Here is an 18,811-nt window from a genome sequence, read left to right on the forward strand (position 1 = left end):
CCTGCTGCCTGCTGCCTGCTGCCTGCTGCCTGCTGCCTGCTGCCTGCTGCCTGCTGCCTGCTGCCTGCTGCCTGCTGCCTGCTGCCTGCTGCCTGCTGCCTGCCAGTGAACGCTCACAGCACGCTTACGGAGCGCTTCGAGCGATCAACGTGCGGCGAGTGAGTGCAGATAGCGCATCAGCGTCATGAGCACGTCGCGGCTGGACGTACGCAACCGTGCGTCGCAGTCGATGATCGGCACCTCGTCGGGCAGGTCCAGGGCGCCCCGGATCTCCTCGACGGGGTGGACGGGGGCGTCCGGGAAGGAGTTGACGGCGACCACGAACGGGACGCCGCGCTCCTCCAGGCGGCCGATGACGTCGAAGCTGACTTCCAGGCGCCGGGTGTCGATGAGGACCACCGCGCCCAGCGCGCCGTCGAACAGCCCGTTCCACAGGAACCAGAAACGCTGCTGGCCGGGCGTACCGAACAGGTACAGCACCAGTTCGTCGTTGAGGCTGATACGGCCGAAGTCCATCGCCACGGTCGTCGAGGTCTTGCGCTCGACACCGACGATGTCGTCCACGCCGACACCGGCCTGCGTCATCGTTTCTTCAGTGGTCAGCGGGCGGATCTCGCTCACCGCGCCCACCAGGGTCGTCTTGCCGACCCCGAATCCGCCCACGATGACGACCTTGACCGCGGCGGCGGCCGTCTCGGGCAGTTCGTCCTCGCTCCGCGGCCCCTGTGCGGGGTGCTCGACGAGCGTTTCAGAGCTTTTCAAGTCCATGGATCACCGCCTCAATAAGGGCACGGTCGGGAAGTTGGGCGGGGGGCACGGGTGCGCGTGCCACCACCCGCCCGTCGGCCAGCAGGTCACCGAGCAGGACGGTGACCACGCTGACCGGCAACTGCAGGTAGGCGGAGAGTTCCGCCACGGACAGCGGGGAATGGCACAGCCGTACGATCGACGCCTGCTCCGGCTGCATGCCCGGCTTCGGCCCGGTCTTCGACACGATCAGCGTGACCAGGTCGAGGGAGGTGGTGTGGCCGGAAGCGCCACTGCGCCCACCGGTGATCACGTAGAGCCGCTCGGGGCTCTGCTCCTCCCAGTCCTGGTCCGCTCCGCTCATGCCGTTTCCCCGCTTCGCCCCGCCGTACCCGCGCGCGGCCCACGCCGCCTGCCGATTCGCTCGCTGCGCCCGCTCATGCGTCCTGTCCGTCGTGGCGCGGTGGGCTGCTGAGATGCTCGCCGATACGCGCCACGAGGTCCCGCATCCGCTGTCCTATCAGCCCGGCGTCCACACCCTCATCGGCCAGGACGGCCAGGTAAGCGCCGGCGCCCGCCGCCATCAAGTAGAAGAAGCCGCCGTCCAGTTCGATCACGACCATGCGCATCCGGCCATCGCTGTGCGGGAACTCCGCGGACACCGCGCCCGCCAGACTCTGCAGTCCGGCACAGGCCGCCGCCAGACGGTCGGCGGTATCGGTGTCCGTACCGTACTGGGCCATGCGCAGGCCGTCCGAGGACAGCACGACCACGTGACGGGTCTGCGGAACGCTCTCCGCGAGATCCTTGAGCATCCAGTCCATGTTGGGCCGGTGCTGAATCATGGTTATTCACTCTTTCCCGACGACTCGTCACTGCTCTCACTGGCCGCACTTGCGGCACTGACTGAAGTCCCCGTTCCGGCACCGGGGGCCGGACGGCCGCCCCGGCCGGTGTTCCCACCGGACCGCTCGCCGGGCCCGCTCCATTGGTCCGGCTGACCGTATTGGCCGCGGTCCGGTTGCCCGTACTGATGGTGATCCGGTTGACCGTACTGGCCGTGGTCCGAGTGACCGTACTGGCCGTGGTCCGGCTGCTCTGGAGCCGGCTGGCCGTGCCCTGGCCGACCTTGTCCCGGCTGGCTCCGGCCGGGCTGGCTGTACCCCGGCTGGTTCTGCCTCGGCTGGTTCTGCCCCGGCTGGTTCCGGACAGGCTGACCCTGGCCAGACTGTCCCTGCCCCTGTCCCGGGGCCTGGCTCTGGCCCTGCCCCTGGCCTTGTCCCTGGCTCTGCGCCAGCGGGGCCGCCTGGGATTCGCCGGAAAGGCCGCTCTGGAACGCGGCCAGCCACATACCGGGCTGCACCGGCGGGGCGTCCTCCGTCCCGGCGGCGGGAGACGTGGCGGCCGGAGCTGCGTGGGCAGCGGGAGCCGCGGGGGGCACGGGCGCGGTGGCGCGGGACTTGCGGCGCCGCTGCGGCAATCCGTTGGGGGTCCGCTCGGTCACGAGAGGGAGGTCATCCTGGGTCTCCTCCCGGACGTCGTCCCGGAGCTGCGGGGGTACGGCCGCAGGGGCCGCGGGTGTGAACGGCGCCGCCGGGGCGGGCACCGGGGCAGTCTGCGCGGCCGGTGGCGTCGCGGCGTGCCGGGGGCCGGCGGGTCGCGCGGTGCCGTTGACCTGGCGACGCTCCGTACGGGCGGTACGCGGGCCGGAGGACGCGCCGATGCCGTGCGCACGACCGGTCGCGGCAGCGGTGGTGAGCAGGTCCTGCGGAACGATCAGTACCGCGCGGACACCGCCGTACGCCGAAGGCCGCAGCGATACCTGGAAGTTGTACACCTGCGCCAGCCGGCCGACCACGGCCAGGCCGAGCCGCGGGGTCTCCCCCAGGTCATTGACGTCGATGCCCTGCTGCGCCTGCTGGAGCATCCGCTCGGCCCGCTTGCGGGCCTCCTCGCTCATGCTGACGCCGCCGTCCTCGATCTCCACGGCGATACCGGACTGCACCTCCACGGCGGTCAGGTGCACCCGGGTCTGCGGCGGCGAGTATCGGGTGGCGTTGTCGAGCAGCTCGGCGAGTGCGTGAATCAGCGGTTCGACGGCGGTACCGACCACCGCGACCTCCGACACGGAGTGCAGCTCGACGCGCTGGTAATCGATGATCCGCGACATCGCGCCACGCAGCACACTGAACAGCGGCACCGCACGGCTCCACTGACGGCCCGGACGTGCGCCGCCGAGCACCGCGATGGAGTCGGCGAGACGGCCGATCAGGGCCGTGCCGTGGTCCAGCCGCAGCAGATCACCGAAGACCTCCGGGGAATGACCGTGCCGGTCTTCCATGTCCCGTAGTTCCTGCGCCTGTTGGTGGACGATCGCCTGCACACGACGGGCGATGTTCACGAACGCGCGCTGCGCCGACTCGCGCAGGTCCTCCTCCGCGACAACGGCATCGAGGACGGAACGCAGTACCGCCTGGTGCGCCGCGGTGAACTGCGGCGTCAGCCCCGACTCCCACGCCTGCCGCGACACCTGCTCGGTGATCGCCGCGTACACGTCCTCGGGGAACTCCCCGCGCCCGAGCCGGGCCACCACCTCGGGCAGCAGTTCCTCGGCCAGCCGAACGGTCTCGGCCTCCTGCCGGTCCAACGCGGCCTGCTGCGCCGCGGCCCGGTCGCGCAGCGCGGCGAGCGCCTTGCCACGGCGGGTGGCTTCGCCGGTGACCAGCGCCACCGCCACGGTGGCGATCGCGCCGATCCACACCACCGGCGTACTCGCTTGCGAGGGGACCATCGCCGTCGCGACAGCCGTGGTCACGGCGGTCGCCACGGCGGGAAGTATCCACGCGAGAACCGAGGCAGGACGCGGCCCCTCGGGCGACGATCCTTCTCGAACCATCTGCACCCTAAAACCCTCAAAACATCGACAGATCACAGGACGTCTAGCGGGCCCCAGCTCCCCGTTCGGCGCCGCCACAGAGATACCTGCGGTAACTGCCTTCATACACTGGGCCGGTAGTAGCATAACCGCCTTTGATCTTGGCCTGACGTCAGGTCACTACTCGCCCTGCGAAGGCAGATCGGGTCGCTCCACCGGGCTGGGCGACGATGGGGTGGCGGCTCGGCGGACGCGGGCGGAGTGCCGGTGGCCGTGGGGTGGAGGGCTGGTGGTTGCGGGGTGGATGGCTGGGGTTGAGGGGCGGGTAGCTGGGGTTGTGGGGCCGGTGGCTGGCGTTGTGGGACGGGTGGTTGGGATTGTGGGACGGGTGGGGTTGTGGGGTGGATGGTCGATGGCCGTGGGGTGGGCGGCTGGGGTTGTGGGTGGGTTGCTGGTGGCCGCCGAGGACCGGGAGCGGAGGGACAGCGGCCGGCGGCCAGCGCCCCTAGGGTCGAGGGCCGATGATCGGTTGCCGTGGGCAGAGGGCAGTGGCCATGGGCGGGGGCCGACTCCCCTTAGCCGCCCCCCCTTACCCCCGGCTGTCGGGCTCGTAATCGGTCAGTTCGATGCCCGCGGAAATCTCCTCACCCTCCTGCAGCATCGCCGCCAGGGCCTGCGGGTCGTTCAGCAGGCCGTTGCGTGCGTCGATCGCCTCCCGGGTCGGCGGTGCCAGGAATTCGCCGGCCCGGCGGCCGCCCTCCTGGCACCGTGCGGCGAAGGGCCGCAGCCGCTCCTCGTAGCGCGCGAACGCCGTGGCGTGGTCACCGTTGGCGGCCGCCAATTCGCCCGCCAGGACGTACGCGCCCACGACAGCCGCCCCGGTCCCCATGCCGCCGACAGTAGCTCCGTACGCCGCGTCGCCGAGCAGGGCCATTCGCCCCGTCGACCAGCGCGGCACGTCCACCCGGCTGATGGAGTCGAAGTAGAACCCCTCCACGCCCCACACCGTGCGTATCAGCTCCGGCGTACGCCAGCCGCATCCTTCGTACGCCTGCGTTATCAGCTTCTTCTGTCCTTCCGTGTCACGCCGGTCGTACGTCAGCTCATCCGATGCGAAGACACTGAAGACTTCGCCCGCGTACGCCGGGTCGCCTGCACGTCGGGGCGTACGGCCGACGCTCAGCAAGCGGCCGGGTTCGTTGTAACCCACGGGCCGGGCGGCGAAATCCGCGTCGCCGGGCGGCAAGTCCCAGCCCGCTATGTAGTAACCGAGGTGGCTGACGAACTCCTCCTCGGGGCCGAAGGCCAGCCGTCGGACGGTTGAATGCAGGCCGTCCGCACCGATCACGAGGTCGAAGGTGCGCGGAGCCGCCTTCCCGAAGGTGGCGTACACGCCGTCCACTGTCTCGACCAGGGACGTTATGGAGTCGCCGAAGATGTACTCGGTGGGTGAAGGGCCGGTCCCGGTCGCCGCATCCGCGTCTCCACCTGCCGTTTCTCTTGCCGTCCCCCTTGCGGCCTCCCCTGCCGTTTGCCCTGTTGTCGCTCCCGCCCTTCTCTCCGCCGCTGTCACCGTCTTCTCTTCTGTTCCGGCCTCGGATTTGCGCTCGCGAGCCGCACAGCCATCCAGGGCGGGTTCCCCTGCGTACAGGCTGTGTTCATAGAGGATGCCGGAGAGGTCCGATCGGAGGATTTCCACTTCCCCACCGGCGAACTCCGGAGGCAGAGCAGCCACTTCGTCGCCCCACTCGTCGATAAAGCTCATCGGGCTGCCGCTCGTGCGGAGCCGCCGGATTTTCTCCAGCACTCCCATCCGCTCCAGCACTGTCAAGCTCACATCGCCTCGGAAGTCGACTGCGAACCCGCCACCGCGCAGTTTCGGAGCCACCTCCACCACGGTCGGGCGGTAGCCGTAGCGCCTCAGCCAGTACGCCAGAGCCGGCCCGGCGACGCTTGCCCCCGAGATCAGGACACTCGGCCCGGCGACCGCCACGCATGTCGTTCCGTACGCCATCGCTCGCCCACGCTCCCCCGTTGATCCGCAATTCCTTCGACAGAAACAACTGTATCCGCCGGACACAGTTCTGTATACCCCGGACACAGTTTTAGGATGCGGAGGTGGTCGGAGATGCGAAGAACGAACTGGGCAGCAAGCGGAGCGCCGGGCAGGTACCCGAGGCGGCGGCCGACGTCTTCGCGGAGCAGGCGGGGAGCATCGAGTTGCTGTGGGGCGGGCGCGACCGCCCCAGCCGAGGCCCCAAGCCCGCACTGAGCCTGGACCGCATCACGCGGACGGCGATCGCTCTCGCCGACACGGGCGGGCTCGCCGCCGTCTCCATGCAGCGGATCGCGGGTGAACTGAATTTCACCAAGATGTCCCTGTACCGCTACGTACCGGGCAAGTCCGAGCTGGTCGCCCTCATGATCGACACCGCCATGGGCGAGCCACCCGCCCTGCGCACGGACGCGGGCTGGCGTACCGCACTGCGCGAATGGGCCGAGGGGCTTTCCGCGGTGCTCCACCGCCACCCCTGGCTGCTGTCGGCAACCGTGGGCCCTCGTGTCATGGGCCCCAATGAACTCGGCTGGACGGAGAGCGCCCTCGCCGCCCTCGCGGACACCGGTCTCGACGGCGCCGAACAGTTGGACGCGGTGGTCGTGGTGAACGGCCACGTTCGCACCCTTGCCCAGATCGCGGCGTCCATGGGTGTGGGCAGTGCAAGGGCGGAAGCTTCCGCTGGTGCCGCCCTGGGCCCGGAACAGGTTCTGAGTGCGGCGCTGAACCAACTCCTCGTCGGCCGCTCCGACCGCTACCCCGCACTCGCCGCCGCCCTCACCTCCACCGCGGCCGGCGACTCTCGCGACCAGGCCCTGGAATTCGGCCTGGAGCGCATTCTCGACGGCTTGGAGTCCTATGTGTATCGGCGAGCGAAGCAAGGGGCCGCGCCCGAGGCCGCGTCGTCCGATGCCTCGTCCGGTGTCTCGCCCGGCATCTCGTCCGACGACACGTCCGGGCCCTGTTCCGACGCCGCGCCCTGAGACGACGCCGCGCGACGCGAGGGAGGTGAGACGAGACGCCTGTGTCCAGCCGAACCGTCCGGCACCGGATCTCAGCCGTCGCCCCTCGGGCACCAGCCCTCAGGCGCCAGCTCTCAGGCACCGGCTCGCAAGCGCCGGCTTTCAGGCACCGGCCTCCGCCGTCGGTCAGAGTTCCTCGCCCGACAGCAGCGGCTCGAAGCGTTCGTAGGCTGCGTAGTCACGGAAGTGCCGGGCGTACAGGTCGGCGTCCTGCGTCAGGTCCTCGTCCAGCGCCGCGTTCACGTCCACCACGCGCTTGAACTGCCAGGACACGGTTTCGCCGCGGTCGTCGAGGTAGCTCGTCCCGCGGGAACGGGCCCGACGTTCGGCCCGGCTCCGGGCGTCCGCGTCGTCCGTCGCGTAGACGAGCATCACGGTCTCCTCGTACAGCGGATCACCGCCGCCCTTGCCCGGCGACTCCATGAGCACCATCGCGATGTACGGCCCGGGCCCCTTGTCCGAGCTTTCCTGCAGGCCGTCGGTCGCCACGGTGTTCTCGCTTCCCTCGGCGAGCGACCGGCCGTGGGCGACGGCCCAGCGGCGCGGCGGTACGGAGCCGGTCCGCACCCATTCAGCCGGCTGGAGAACCTTCGCGTTCAGCATCGGGGGCAGCTTCCGAAACCGGATACGGACAGGGGCGGCGACGAGCCTACCGATTCGGACACGCACTCGGTTGCGCATCCGGACACGCACTCGGGTACGCATTCGAAAATGTGAACAGACACGGATGCGAGTGCGGGGGCTCCGGTGCTCGCGGGCGCCGACGGCGTGCGCCCGGCTTCGAAGGGGAGGCCGGCCGCCGGGCGGGCTGTCGACAGCCCCGTCGCCCCTGGCACGGCCCCTGGCGTCCCCGTATCGATCATGAGCGCCATCCGATTCGGCATGACCGTTCCTCCAGGGTGACACGATGACTCACCGCGACCGGCCTCGCAGCCGGCGCAATCATCTTCACCCGTTCCGGGGGTAACCGCACGCCGGCGCATCCGGCCAGGGACGGACGGGAAGCGGCTCACCGGGCCCGGCACAGAACGAGGGGCGGCGGGCAACGGGCGACGAGCTTCGAGCTAGGGGTTACGAGCGACGCACGATCGAACCTTCGAACGCTACTGCTCCGCCCCGGCCCCGTCCCCGCGCCCCTCGCCCCCGCGCGTACGTCAGAGCCGTACGGCCTTACGCGGCTGTTCCATCGCCCCGGCCAACAGCCCCTGCAGCGTCGCGAATTCGTCGACGCACCGGCCCGTGCCGTTGACCACGCAGTCCAGCGGGTCGTCGGCGACCACCACCGGTACGCCCATCTCCTGGCGCAGCCGCTGGCTCAGGCCGCGCAGCAGCGCGCCGCCGCCGGTGAGCGCTATGCCGCGCTCGATGATGTCCCCGGAGAGCTCGGGCGGGCACTCGTCGAGGGTGCGGTGCACGGCCCGTACGATCGCGTCGACCGGTTCGGCCAGCGCCGAACGGATCTCCTCCTCGGTGATCTCCTGGATGCGCGGCAGCCCGCTGACGTGGTCCCGGCCGCGGACGGTGTAGGACGTACGGCGCTCGGGCTCGCCCTCCTCGTCGACGTCAACCGGGGTCCAGGCCGCGGAACCGATCGCGATCTTGATGTCTTCGGCGGTGCGCTCGCCGATCGCCAGCGAGTGCTTCTTCTTGACGTACGAGATGATCGCCGCGTCCAGCGCGTCGCCCGCGACCCGTACCGACTGGGCGGTGACGATGCCGCCCATCGAGACGACGGCCACCTCGGTCGTACCGCCTCCGATGTCCACCACCATGCAGCCGACCGGCTCGGCCACCGGCAGTCCGGCGCCGATCGCCGCCGCCATCGGCTCCTCGATCAGGTGCACCTCACGGGCGCCGGCACTGCGCGCCGAGTCGATGACGGCCCGCCTCTCGACGCCGGTGATGCCGGAGGGCACGCAGATGACGACCCGCGGCTTGGAGAAGCGGCGGGAGGGCAGCGCCTTCTTCATCAGTGCGCGGAGCATCTGTTCGGCCGCGTCGAAGTCGGCGATCACACCCTCCTGGAGAGGGCGCATCGCGGTGATGCCGGACGGGGTGCGGCCGATGGTGCGCTTGGCCTCCGAGCCGACGGCGATCACCTCGCCGGACGCGTTGACGGCGACGACGGACGGCTCGTTCAGGACGACGCCCTTGCCGCGTGAGTAGACCAGGGTGTTGGCGGTTCCCAGGTCGATGCCTATGTCGTACGTACCGGACGAAGTGCTGGACGCCATGGGAGGTTCGCTTGCTCTCTCTCGACTGGACGACAGGGACCCGCACGCGGGGCCCTCGAACATCGCGCCCTGGGCGGCACGTATGGCTTCGCCGAGCCGGTCGGAAGTGAGGCCCACCGGGTTCGTCAAGCTCGCCAATGGCGCCATTTGCGGGCAATTATCAAGACTACAGGCGGTGCCGAATGGTTCCGGGCCGACGCGTTCAGCTCAGCGCGGAGAGCGGGCCGGGCGGAGGGCGGCTCGGGCGGCGGGAACGGCGCTTACGAGGGCGATGGAGGTGACGGGGGCGAGGATGACGGCGTACGGGTCTCCCGCACGCTCCGTGTCCCTCCTGCATCTCCGGCTTCTCCGGTTTCCCTGGCCTCCCCAGCTCCCCGTGTCCCTCCCGCATCTCCGGCCCTTCGCGTCGCCCTGGTGTCCGTGACCTTGCGCGTTGCTCCGGTGTCCGTAGCCTTGCGCGTCGCCCCGGTATCCGTCACCTTCCGCGTCGCTCCCGTGTCGCCGACTCTGCGTGTCCCGCCCGTGTCCCCGACTCCCCTCGTCGCCCGGTTCTTGCCGCCAGGGCCCCGGGACAGGGCCTCGGCCAAGTCGTCCAGCGCGTCCAGGAGCAGTTCGGCGCCGCGCAGCGCGACGCCGCGGGTCTCGGACTGCGACGCCCACTCCTCCCATACGGCGCGCAATGCGCTCCAGTCCAGGTCGCGCCGTTCCCGTACAGCATCGACCGCGCGCGGCAGTGACTCGCGCAGCTCTTCCGTAAACGCGTAAGCACCCGGTGATGGTTCCGCGTCCTTATCCGGTAGGTGCGCTTCCAGGATCATCGTCACCCGGCCCATCGTGGACAGGGCGGACTGCGCCGCCCCCGCCGCACTCAGCGACAGGCCGCGGTGGCGCACCGGCTCCTTCTCTGCCCGCGACTCGCTCTCCTCCCAGGCGGCGCGGGCCGCGCGCGCGTCGAGGAGGGCTTCGCGCACCTGGCGGGGTCGGCGTTCGGCGGGCCGCGCGTAGCGGTCGAAGACAGCGATGGCGTACCGTCCGGTGGCCTCCAGCCACTGGGCCAGCCGTTCGCGCAGCCGCGGCGTTTCCCAGGCGGGGAACAGCGCGTAGGACAGCATGGCGAGCAGTCCGCCCACGAGGGTGAGGACGACGCGTTCCTGGACGGTCTGTTCCCAGCCGGCGCCCGCGATGCCGAGCAGGAAGACGACGTACGCGGCGACGCACGCCGAGGTCACCGAGACTCCCGTACGCATCAGCAGGTACATCGCCAGCACGCACACGATGGCCAGCGCCGCGCTGACGTACAGGTTCGGGTGGGTGAGGCCCATGATCGTGCCGCCCACCGCCACGCCGACCAGCGTGCCGATGAACCGTGCGACGCCGCGCGAATACGTCTGTCCGAAGTCGGGCCGCATCACCATCACCGAGGCAAGCGGTGCCCAGTACCCGTGGCCGAAGGGCAGTGCCTGGCCGATGAGGTAGCCCGCCGCGGCCACCGCGCTGACGCGCAGCGCGTGCCGGAAGATGCGCGAGGACCAGCGGAGCTCCCGGCGTACGGCACGCAGCGCCACCGGCACCAGCTTCGGCACACTCGGACGCAGCAGGTGCCCGCGCTCCGCCTCGGTGGTGGGCCGGGTGGCCCGAACGGGCTCGTCGGTGAACTCGACGGCGTCCGCGAGCAGCGAGATCAGCCGCAGCGCGGAGCGGCGGGCGGCGCCGGTCAGCCGCGGGCCGTCGCCGTCCTGCGGCATTTCGAGGGTGGCCATCGCCTCGGGCGGCAGGCGTACGGGCTTGCCGCGCCGGATGGCGGTCGCGACGGCGTCCAGTACGGTGGCGGCCGCGCCGAGCAGTTCGCGCGCCCGGTCCCGTTCGGGCCCTTCGATGGGCGCGCCGACGACCGGGTCGGCGAGCGAGGCCAGGACCGGCCTGACCTGTTCGGCCAGCGCCCGCGGCCCGTGCAGCTGGACCGGCCGGCGCTTGGCCTGACGCGGGGTCACCGCGGAGGCGAGGCGCGCGTCCATCAGCGGCTGCGGGTCGAAGGGGGCGACCGGGTCGTGCCGCAGCCGACGGGCGTAGTCCGCTTCGGCGGCCAGCGCGTCCGCGAGTGCGTCGCGCTGCACGCCCCACGGACGTACGGGGAACAGCACGATGAGCGCGGCTTGGACGAAGCCGCCGAACGCGATGATGGCCGCGTGCTCCAGCGCCCCGAGGACGGAGGTCGGCAGCGTGACGGTGACGAGCATGACCGACACGGTCTGCGTGCCGACCAGCCCGGAGACCGGCCCGACCGACCAGGCGAGGCCCGCCAGGAAGGTCCACAGGCAGAGCAGGACCAGGAAGCCGACGATGTGCGCGGCGGCCAGGTAACCGAGGAAGGTGGAGACCGAGAGGCCGCCCGCCACGACGAGGGCCAGGACGGGCCGCGGGCGCCAGCTGCGCTGGAAGGTGGCGATGCCGGCCGCGAACGCGCCGAACGCCGACGAGACCGCGAGGGCCGGATTGTCGAGGTAGAGGCACAGGCCGATGACGATGGCGACACCGACCGAGCCGCGGATCGCGATGAGCGGGGTGAGCTTGGCCTTCTCGATGGTCAGCCCGGAGCGGGCGGTCTTCTTCAGCGCTCGCGACCAGGTCATGCCACCGAGAATACGTACTCGGAAGCGCCGAAACGGAATGATCCACACCGGTTTGCGGATGGGTTGCGGCGGGAACTCGGGTGGGATTTCCAGGTGTCGCGCGGAGGGGGTTGTGGCGGCGGAGGGAATGGTGGCGGCTGGGTGAATGAGTGGGGTCGGTGGATGAGTGGGTGGGTTGCCGGTGGCCGTACGGGCGTGGGCTGCGCGGCAAGGGGCGGGATGCCCTCGGTGGAGCGCCTCCGTTTCTGCGGATCGCCTCCGCCGACGAAGCATCGCGTCGGCAATGCACCTCCGTAGGCGAAGCGCCTCCGCCCACAGAGCACCCCCATACAGAGCACCCCCATACAGAGCACCTCCATGCAGAGCGCCTCCATGCGGAGCGAATGCCTCCGCCCCTCCCGGGTCCCAGCACGCCCCACAAGCCCCAACCACCCCACCACCCCTCCCATTCGCCTAGAAAATCCCTGTAAAGCCTGTTTCTGTTACGGGTAAACCGCGCAGGTCACAGCCACGCCCGCCGCTCACCGCCCGTTCGCGCGGGCAAGGACACAGCCGGTGAGGGAAACCCCGGCAGCGGCCGCGCCCTCTTGCTCGGCAGCCGGACGTCCTCCGGCCCGCTCAGCAAGGAGAAGTTCCCGTGCGCAAAACCCTGCTCACCCCGGTGGTCGTACTGAGCACCCTGGCCGCCCTCGCCGCCACCGCCGGCTGCGGCTCGGGCGGATCAGGCGGTTCCGAGGACGCCCCGGTGCGCTTCGGTGACTCGAACGGGTCCGGCTCGCACGGCGCGACGCGGCCGGGCAACGGGTCGCTCGCCCAGATGCCCACCAACCCGATCAGCTTCAAGGAGCAGCGCAAGGTGGGCGGGGCCGGTGACGGCACCCCGATCGGTATGGCCACCTACCACGGCCCCAAGTCCGGATTTACGGGGAAGGTGTGGGTCTGGGCGCCGCCGGAGTACTACGAGAAGAAGAATGCCGACAAGGGGTTCCCGGTCCTGATGGCGCTGCCGGGCGCCGAGGGCTATCCCGTCAATTACTGGATCGGCGGCGACCTCAAGCTGGAGGAGAACCTGGCGCAGTGGTCGAAGGAGGGCAAGAGCCTGCCCTTCATCGTCGTGATGCCGGTGCTCAACCCCAACGCCAAGCAGTACTACGACGCCAGCGACATACCCGGCCAGCCGAAAATGGGCACCTGGCTGAACGAGGACGTCCCCGACTTCGTCCGGCAGAACTTCCGTACGCTCAAGAGCCGGGACGGCTGGGCGATCATGGGCTCCTCGTCCGGCGGCTTCGCCGCGCTGAAGAACGTCCTGCAGCACCCGGAGACCTTCAAAGCCGCGATACCCAGCGGTCCCGACATCGTGCCCGACTCACCGCTGTGGCGCGGACACGCGAAGGAGGAGCGGGAGAACAACCCGGAGGTCCTCGCGCAGCGGCTGATCAAGAAAGGCGGGCCGGAGGTCTACCTGGGCTTCCAGGACGGCTCCAAGGAGGCCACGATCGTGCCGAAGGTCAAGAAGTTCATCGCGCGCTACGGACGCGGCCCGGTCAAGACGCGGCTGCAGACGGTGGCCGGCGGTATGCACGGCGCCGACACGTACGTGAAGGGCATGGGCGAAGGCACGATGCAGTGGATCAGCGCGCACATGCAGGGGCCGGCGGAGTAGTCCCGCCTTCCCCCACGCCCCCGCGCTCCGCCCACCGCATCGCGTCCCCTCCTCCTCGCGTGCCCTGCTCCTTCACGTCCGCGCCTCCCGCTCCCGCGGCGCGCGGCCCGCGGCCCGCGCGTCACGTGGGGCAGACGACATCCAGCAGTTCGATGGGCCGCGTCGCGTCCAGGTCCACGTACCCGGTGAAGTGCTGCTTGCGGTTCCCGCCCCAGTACGTGGTGATGGCCGCCCAGCCGACCCGGGCGGACTGCGCGGTGGTGACCTTGCCGACGGAAATGCTGCGCGGTGTGTTCTGCGCGCACAGCAGCAGGTCGTAGTCGGGTGTCTCGGCGGCCTTCTTCTTGAGTTCGGCGGAGACCTGGTGTTCACGCTTCCAGGCGCTGGGGCCGTGCTTTCCGTAGAAGGAGACCAGGAAGCGGCGGATCTCCTCGGCGGTGTAGCGGCCGTTCGGGTCGGTACGGGCCATGCGAGCCGTACGGTCGCTGTGGTCGGTACGGGCCGTATGGTCACTACGGTCGGTACGGGCCGTGCGATCGCCGCGGGTGTCCGGCCGGGACTGCTGCTGTATGGAGGTGTCCCCGGCGGTGGCGGTGGCGCCGGCCGGAGCCGCGGAGGCGGCGGTCAGGGTGAGGCCGAGGGCGACGGCGGTCGCGATGGCGGTGGTGCGCGAAGCGTGACGGAGCATGAGATGTCCTCGACTTCCGACTTCTGTCCTATGTGCGCATTGCCGGTCTTCACTCACTGAGACAAGCGGGGCCGCGAGTTGGTTGCGGACCGCCGGACACGCCACCCTTCTGGAGCAACGCCCGCCCGCTGGCGTACAGAGGCATACGGAGACGGCCGGCCGCCGCACCGGAGCACGACGGCGGATTTCCGCCGGTGACTTACGGCCGCGGGCGCTTGGCTGACGCCATGACACAGCACGACGTGACACCGCACGACATGAACGCGACGCGGTACGAAAACGACCGCGACAGCGCCCGCACCCATAAGATTTTGAACCGGTTCTACGAGGCGGAACGCGTGTACGTCGCGGCGGGCGGCCCCGGCCGTGCAGACTTCTCGCCCCTCGCCGCCTGCCTGTCCCCGGACGTCGTGCTCCGCCAGTCCCCCGGCCTGCCGTACGCCGGCGAGTGGCGCGGCCCGGCCGGGCTGGAACGTTTCATGGGCGTGATGGGCAGGCTGTGGCGGTCGATGGAATTTCTGGAACAGCGGCAGCTGGTGGCCGGGGAAGAGGTCGTCGTCACCAGCCGGGTACGGTTCACGGCCCGCGCGACGGGGCGCGTGCTGACCACCACGATCGTGCAGTTGATGACCGTACGCGACGGACTCCTCCACGAGATTCGTCCGTTCTACTGGGACCCGGCAGCGGTGGCGGAGACCTGCGGGCCGGAGGCCGTCGCTGAAGTCAGCACCCGGACCGCCGCCGACTCCGCCTCCGCCTCCACGGACTGAGCCGACCCCCACCCTCACGCCCCGGCTCCTCCCCCGCCCGCCGGCCCACCACCTCACCCGTCTACGACACGATGTCCTTCTTCCCGAATCCCCGGAACGCCAGCGCGAACAGCACCAGCGCGTACGCCACCGAGACCGCAGCGCCCTGGAGCATCCCCGTGCCGTCGAGCTGCGGCTGGAGGGCGTCGGCCCAGGCGAACTGCCAGTGCGCCGGAAGGAAGTCGCGCCACTGCTCCAAAGCCGTGACCTGGTCCAGCACATTGCCGACGATGGTCAGGCCGACCGCGCCGCCGACCGCGCCCAGTGGCGCGTCCGTCACCGTGGACAGCCAGAATGCGAGGGCCGCCGTGACCAGCTGGCTGACGAAGATGTACGCGACGGCGAGCGCGATGCGCGGCAGCGCGTCGCCGGCGGCCAGCGCGCCGCCGGTGGGGAGTTGGAGCGGTCCCCAGCCATACGCGGCGGTTCCCACGCCGAGCGCGACCAGCGGCAGCAGCACCATCGCCGCCGCGCTGAAGACCAGCGCGACGGTGAGTTTGCTGAGCAGCAGCCGGGTGCGTGGGACGGGTGCCGCCAGCAGGTAGCGCAGCGAGGACCAGCTCGCTTCCGAGGCGACGGTGTCTCCACAGAACAACGCCACCGGCACGACCAGCAGGAAGCCCGCCGAGACGAACAGAACGGTCGCGGTGAAGTTGGCGCCGGACGCCGTCGCGGTGTCCATCAGGGTGACCCGGTTGTTGCGGCCGCTCGGGTCGCCGCCGATCGCGAAGGCGGCGACCAGGACGAACGGCAGCACCGCCAGGATCGTGGCGATGACGAGCGTACGGCGCCGTTTGAGCTGGCGCATCGCCTCGACGCGCAGCGGGAGGGTGCGGCGCGGGCGGTAGCCGGGTGCGTGCGGCGCGCCGAGGACGGACGAACCCGCGGGTCCCGCGGTAAGCACGGACTCCGCAGAAAGCACGGTCCCTTCGGGCTGCGTGCGCCGGCGGTCGTCGCCAGGCTCGGTGGGACGGGTCACCGGTCTCCTCCGATCATGGTGAGGAAAGCGTCCTCCAGGCGTCGGTGGGGGCCGATGCGGGCCACCGGGATTTCCAGCCGGAGCAGTTCGGGCAGCAGTTGCGCCGTGCTCGTTGTGCCGTCGAGCGTGACGAGCAGGCCGTCGTCGGCGCGGGCGGCCGCCGCCACTCCGGGCAGCGCGGCCACCTTCTCCAGGAGGACGTCGGACAGCGGCTCGACACTCTCCACGCCGACGAGCAGGGTGTCGCCGGTGCCGACGATGTCGGCGACGGGTCCCGCCTGGACGAGCCGGCCGCGGTCCATGACGACCAGATGCGTACAGGTCTGTTCGACCTCGGCCAGCAAGTGACTGGAGACGATCACGGTGCGGCCGCCGGCCGCGTACCGGATCATCACGTCCCGCATCTCGCGGATCTGCGGCGGGTCGAGCCCGTTGGTCGGCTCGTCCAGGATGAGCAGGTCCGGAAGGCCCAGCATGGCCTGCGCGATGGCCAGGCGCTGCCGCATTCCCTGGGAGTAGGTACGTACCGCGCGCTGCAACGCGTCGCCCAGCCCCGCGATCTCCAGCGCTTCGTCGATGTGCGCGTCCTCCGCCGGGCGCCCGGAGGCCTGCCAGTACAGGTCGAGGTTGGCGCGCCCGGACAGGTGCGGCAGAAAACCGGCGCCCTCGACGAACGCGCCGACCCGCGACAGCACCGGCGCGCCGGGCCGGATCGCGTGCCCGAAGACACGGATCTCGCCGGCGTCCGGCCCGATCAGGCCCATGAGCATGCGCAAGGTGGTGGTCTTGCCGGCGCCGTTCGGGCCGAGCAGGCCGAGCACCTGCCCCTTCTCGACGCGGAAAGAGAGGTCCCGTACGGCGTAGCGATCGGCGGACTTGGCGTACCGCTTGCTCAGTCCGGTGATCTGCAGCGGCACGTCCGCCAGGTCCGGGTCGGGCGCGCCGGCCGCGGACCGCCGCCGCCCGACGAGCAGGAGGAGTACGGCGATGACCCCGCCCGCGATGGGCAGCGCCCACGTCCACGCGGGCAGCGGAGCCGCGGCGCTCTTGACGGCGGGCGCGGTCGGCACGTTCAAAACGCCGACGCTGCCGCCGCCTTGGCCGGTGCCTTCGAGCGAGGCGGTGTACGTGGCGGGCTCGGCGGGCGAGGCGTACGCGAGGTCCGTCGAGGACAGCACCAGGCGCAGCCGGTGCCCGGCCGCGAACTCGTGGTCGATGGCGGGCGTTCGCAGTTCGACGCTCTTGCCGGCCTTGGCACCGGTGATGCGGGACGGCTCGGCGAGCCCGGCGGGCAGCACCGGCCGGCTGCTGCCGTTCGGCCCGATGTCGTACACCTTGGCGAAGATCACCGCGTCATCGCTGGTCGAGCCGATGCGAACGCGGGCGGTCGGCGCGCCGGTGACGCGCAGCGGATCACGGAGCGGCTGCGATTCGAAGCGGGCGTACTGGCCCGGCGAGTCGAGGGAGAGTCCGGCGCCGACGCTGGAGAGGCTGTTGAGGGCACCGACGCCGGGCACCGTGGAAATGGACGGCGGGCTCGCCCCGGCCGGATTGGCGAAGCGCTGTTCGCGGCCGGCCAGGCGGATCGGCTGCGGATCGTTGTCCAGGCCCGGGTAGCGGTCACCGCTCGCGCCGCGCAGCCGGGCCGCGCCGTTGGTGGAGTCCACGGCCCCGCCGCGGCTGACGCGGAAGGCGGGCCCGGTGTCCGCGTTCTTGTCGTCCTTCAGGTAGCGGTCGAACCATGCCGTCGTACGGCCGTTGAGGCGGCCGGTTTCGCGGTCGCCGCCGTCGTGCCCGCCGGCGAGCCAGTCGACGGATACGGGCGCGCCGTTCTTGCGGAGCGCCTGGTACATCGCGTCGGCCTGGCCGAGCGGGAAAAGCGAATCGGTTCTGCCCTGCATCAGGAGTGTCGGAACCTTGATCCGGTCCGCGACGGCGGAGGGACTGCGCGCTTCGAGAAGCTTGCGGGCGGCGTCGTCGGGTTTGCCGGAAACGGCGATCCGCTCGTACATCGCGCACAGCTGCGGCTCGAACCGGCCGCAGCCGTCGGTGACGTCCCGGGGCGCGGTCTCGGCGGCGGACTTCCCACCGCCACCGGCGCCCGAGCCCGAATCCGCAGCCCCAGACCCGGCCCCGGCAGATCCCGACTCGGCAGATCCCGCACCTCCTCCGGCGCCCCCGCCACCGCCACCGGAACCACCGTTCTCGGATCCGCCTCCACCAGACCCCCCGTTCCCCGAGCCCCCGGCCATTTCGGCCGCCCCGACCGAGCCCGTGGAGAAGAACATGCCGGCCCACAGCTTCTTGAAGACGCCGTTGGGGAAGAGCGCGTCGGCCAGGTTCCAGTACGTGATCTGTGGGGCGATCGCGTCGACCCGCTTGTCGTACCCGGCAGCCAGCAACGCGATCGCGCCGCCGTACGAGCCGCCGGCCACGCCGACCCGCGGGTCGCCCGCGCCGTCGAGCCGTACCTCGGGACGCTTCGCCAGCCAGTCGATCAGCCGGCGGACGTCGGCCACCTCCCGGTCCGGGTCGTTGAGTCCGATCTTGCCCGTGGATGTGCCGAATCCTCGCGCCGACCAGGTCAGCACGGCGTATCCGTCGCGCGCCAGCTGCTCGGCCTGCTCCCGTACGGATTCCTTGCTGCCGCCGAAGCCGTGCCCGAGGAGGACGGCGGGGCGTGGGCCGGTGCCGCCCGCGGTGAAGAAGGAGGTGTCGACACGGACCTTGCCGTCGGACCCGCTTCCACCCCCGGCCGCGGCACCGGCGCCCCCACCGGAGCCCTCGGCGCTCTCCGGCATGGTGAAGGTCCGGTCCTCCTGATGTACGGCGGGCGGGTCGTCCGCGGCCACGGCCGCCCACGTACCTGACCCGGCGAGCACGGCCAGCACGGCCGCTGTCGCGTACAGCCGTCGTCCGCGGAGTCGGAAAGTCATACGGTGAATCCTAAGGACGTTCCGCGGCACACCACCGAGCCGCCGGGGCGAACCCGCGCACCTCCCCCGGCAGTACGGCCGCCGTCCCGCATACCGCGCCCGCAGTACGCGCAACGCGCCCGCACGCCCCGTAGCCCTCTGTACACCGCACACCCCTGCCGCTACAAAA

The 18,811-nt window shown here is 70.8% G+C and carries 13 protein-coding genes and 1 pseudogene; 3 read left to right on the forward strand and 11 right to left on the reverse strand.

Going from position 1 to position 18,811, the window contains the following annotated elements; genetic code table 11:
• Positions 1-144: 144 nt before the first annotated feature.
• From ACZ53K_RS04520 to ACZ53K_RS04540, 5 genes and pseudogenes are all read right to left on the reverse strand, one after another.
• Positions 145-768 (reverse strand): GTP-binding protein, encoded by a 624-nt coding sequence (locus ACZ53K_RS04520; protein ID WP_468832029.1) that lies wholly within the window; start codon positions 766-768, stop codon positions 145-147.
• Entirely contained in the window at positions 749-1,111 is a 363-nt protein-coding gene (locus ACZ53K_RS04525; protein ID WP_468832030.1) for a DUF742 domain-containing protein, read from the reverse strand. The genes ACZ53K_RS04520 and ACZ53K_RS04525 overlap by 20 nt, the downstream gene beginning before the upstream one ends.
• A 73-nt stretch (positions 1,112-1,184) precedes the next feature.
• Positions 1,185-1,592 carry a roadblock/LC7 domain-containing protein gene (locus ACZ53K_RS04530; RefSeq protein WP_360122739.1) on the reverse strand — a complete coding sequence of 136 codons (408 nt, stop codon included), beginning with the start codon at positions 1,590-1,592 and terminating at the stop codon, positions 1,185-1,187.
• A 434-nt stretch (positions 1,593-2,026) separates the two neighbouring features.
• Positions 2,027-3,643: pseudogene (locus ACZ53K_RS04535) on the reverse strand (sensor histidine kinase); the annotation flags it as partial.
• 568 nt (positions 3,644-4,211) lie between these two features.
• Positions 4,212-5,636 (reverse strand): Rossmann-fold NAD(P)-binding domain-containing protein, encoded by a 1,425-nt coding sequence (locus tag ACZ53K_RS04540; RefSeq protein WP_468832341.1) that lies wholly within the window; start codon positions 5,634-5,636, stop codon positions 4,212-4,214.
• A gap of 104 nt (positions 5,637-5,740) precedes the next feature.
• Between ACZ53K_RS04540 and ACZ53K_RS04545 the strand changes: the two genes are divergently transcribed.
• A complete protein-coding gene (locus ACZ53K_RS04545) occupies positions 5,741-6,661 on the forward strand; it encodes a TetR/AcrR family transcriptional regulator (protein ID WP_468832032.1) in 921 nt (306 codons plus the stop codon).
• A 165-nt stretch (positions 6,662-6,826) separates the two neighbouring features.
• Here ACZ53K_RS04545 and ACZ53K_RS04550 read toward each other — a convergent pair whose 3' ends face one another.
• The 3 genes from ACZ53K_RS04550 to ACZ53K_RS04560 all read right to left on the reverse strand — a co-directional run bounded on the left by ACZ53K_RS04550 (position 6,827) and on the right by ACZ53K_RS04560 (position 11,564).
• Positions 6,827-7,303 carry a DUF4288 domain-containing protein gene (locus ACZ53K_RS04550; RefSeq protein ID WP_468832033.1) on the reverse strand — a complete coding sequence of 159 codons (477 nt, stop codon included), beginning with the start codon at positions 7,301-7,303 and terminating at the stop codon, positions 6,827-6,829.
• A 551-nt stretch (positions 7,304-7,854) separates the two neighbouring features.
• Positions 7,855-8,934 carry a rod shape-determining protein MreB gene (gene mreB / locus ACZ53K_RS04555; RefSeq protein ID WP_468832034.1) on the reverse strand — a complete coding sequence of 360 codons (1,080 nt, stop codon included), beginning with the start codon at positions 8,932-8,934 and terminating at the stop codon, positions 7,855-7,857.
• Positions 8,935-9,194: 260 nt separating this feature from the next.
• A complete protein-coding gene (locus ACZ53K_RS04560) occupies positions 9,195-11,564 on the reverse strand; it encodes an FUSC family protein (RefSeq protein ID WP_468832035.1) in 2,370 nt (789 codons plus the stop codon).
• A 637-nt stretch (positions 11,565-12,201) separates the two neighbouring features.
• Between ACZ53K_RS04560 and ACZ53K_RS04565 the strand changes: the two genes are divergently transcribed.
• On the forward strand, positions 12,202-13,230 hold the full coding sequence (locus ACZ53K_RS04565; RefSeq protein WP_468832037.1) for an alpha/beta hydrolase: 1,029 nt from the start codon (positions 12,202-12,204) through the stop codon (positions 13,228-13,230).
• Positions 13,231-13,351: 121 nt separating this feature from the next.
• Here the strand turns inward: ACZ53K_RS04565 and ACZ53K_RS04570 are convergent, their stop codons facing one another.
• The gene (locus ACZ53K_RS04570; protein WP_468832038.1) at positions 13,352-13,918 is read right to left on the reverse strand and encodes a hypothetical protein; all 567 of its coding nucleotides are present in this window, start codon (positions 13,916-13,918) and stop codon (positions 13,352-13,354) included.
• Between the two features lie 227 nt (positions 13,919-14,145).
• Here ACZ53K_RS04570 and ACZ53K_RS04575 point away from each other — a divergent pair, with 227 nt between their 5' ends.
• Complete coding sequence (locus ACZ53K_RS04575; protein WP_468832039.1) at positions 14,146-14,688, forward strand: nuclear transport factor 2 family protein; 543 nt, start codon at positions 14,146-14,148, stop codon at positions 14,686-14,688.
• A gap of 61 nt (positions 14,689-14,749) precedes the next feature.
• Here the strand turns inward: ACZ53K_RS04575 and ACZ53K_RS04580 are convergent, their stop codons facing one another.
• Both ACZ53K_RS04580 and ACZ53K_RS04585 read right to left on the reverse strand, forming a co-directional pair.
• Positions 14,750-15,535 carry an ABC transporter permease gene (locus ACZ53K_RS04580; protein ID WP_468832342.1) on the reverse strand — a complete coding sequence of 262 codons (786 nt, stop codon included), beginning with the start codon at positions 15,533-15,535 and terminating at the stop codon, positions 14,750-14,752.
• Positions 15,536-15,702: 167 nt separating this feature from the next.
• The gene (locus tag ACZ53K_RS04585; RefSeq protein WP_468832041.1) at positions 15,703-18,642 is read right to left on the reverse strand and encodes an alpha/beta fold hydrolase; all 2,940 of its coding nucleotides are present in this window, start codon (positions 18,640-18,642) and stop codon (positions 15,703-15,705) included.
• Positions 18,643-18,811 lie beyond the last annotated feature (169 nt).

It is taken from the genome of Streptomyces sp. NPDC033221 (genome assembly GCF_055577005.1).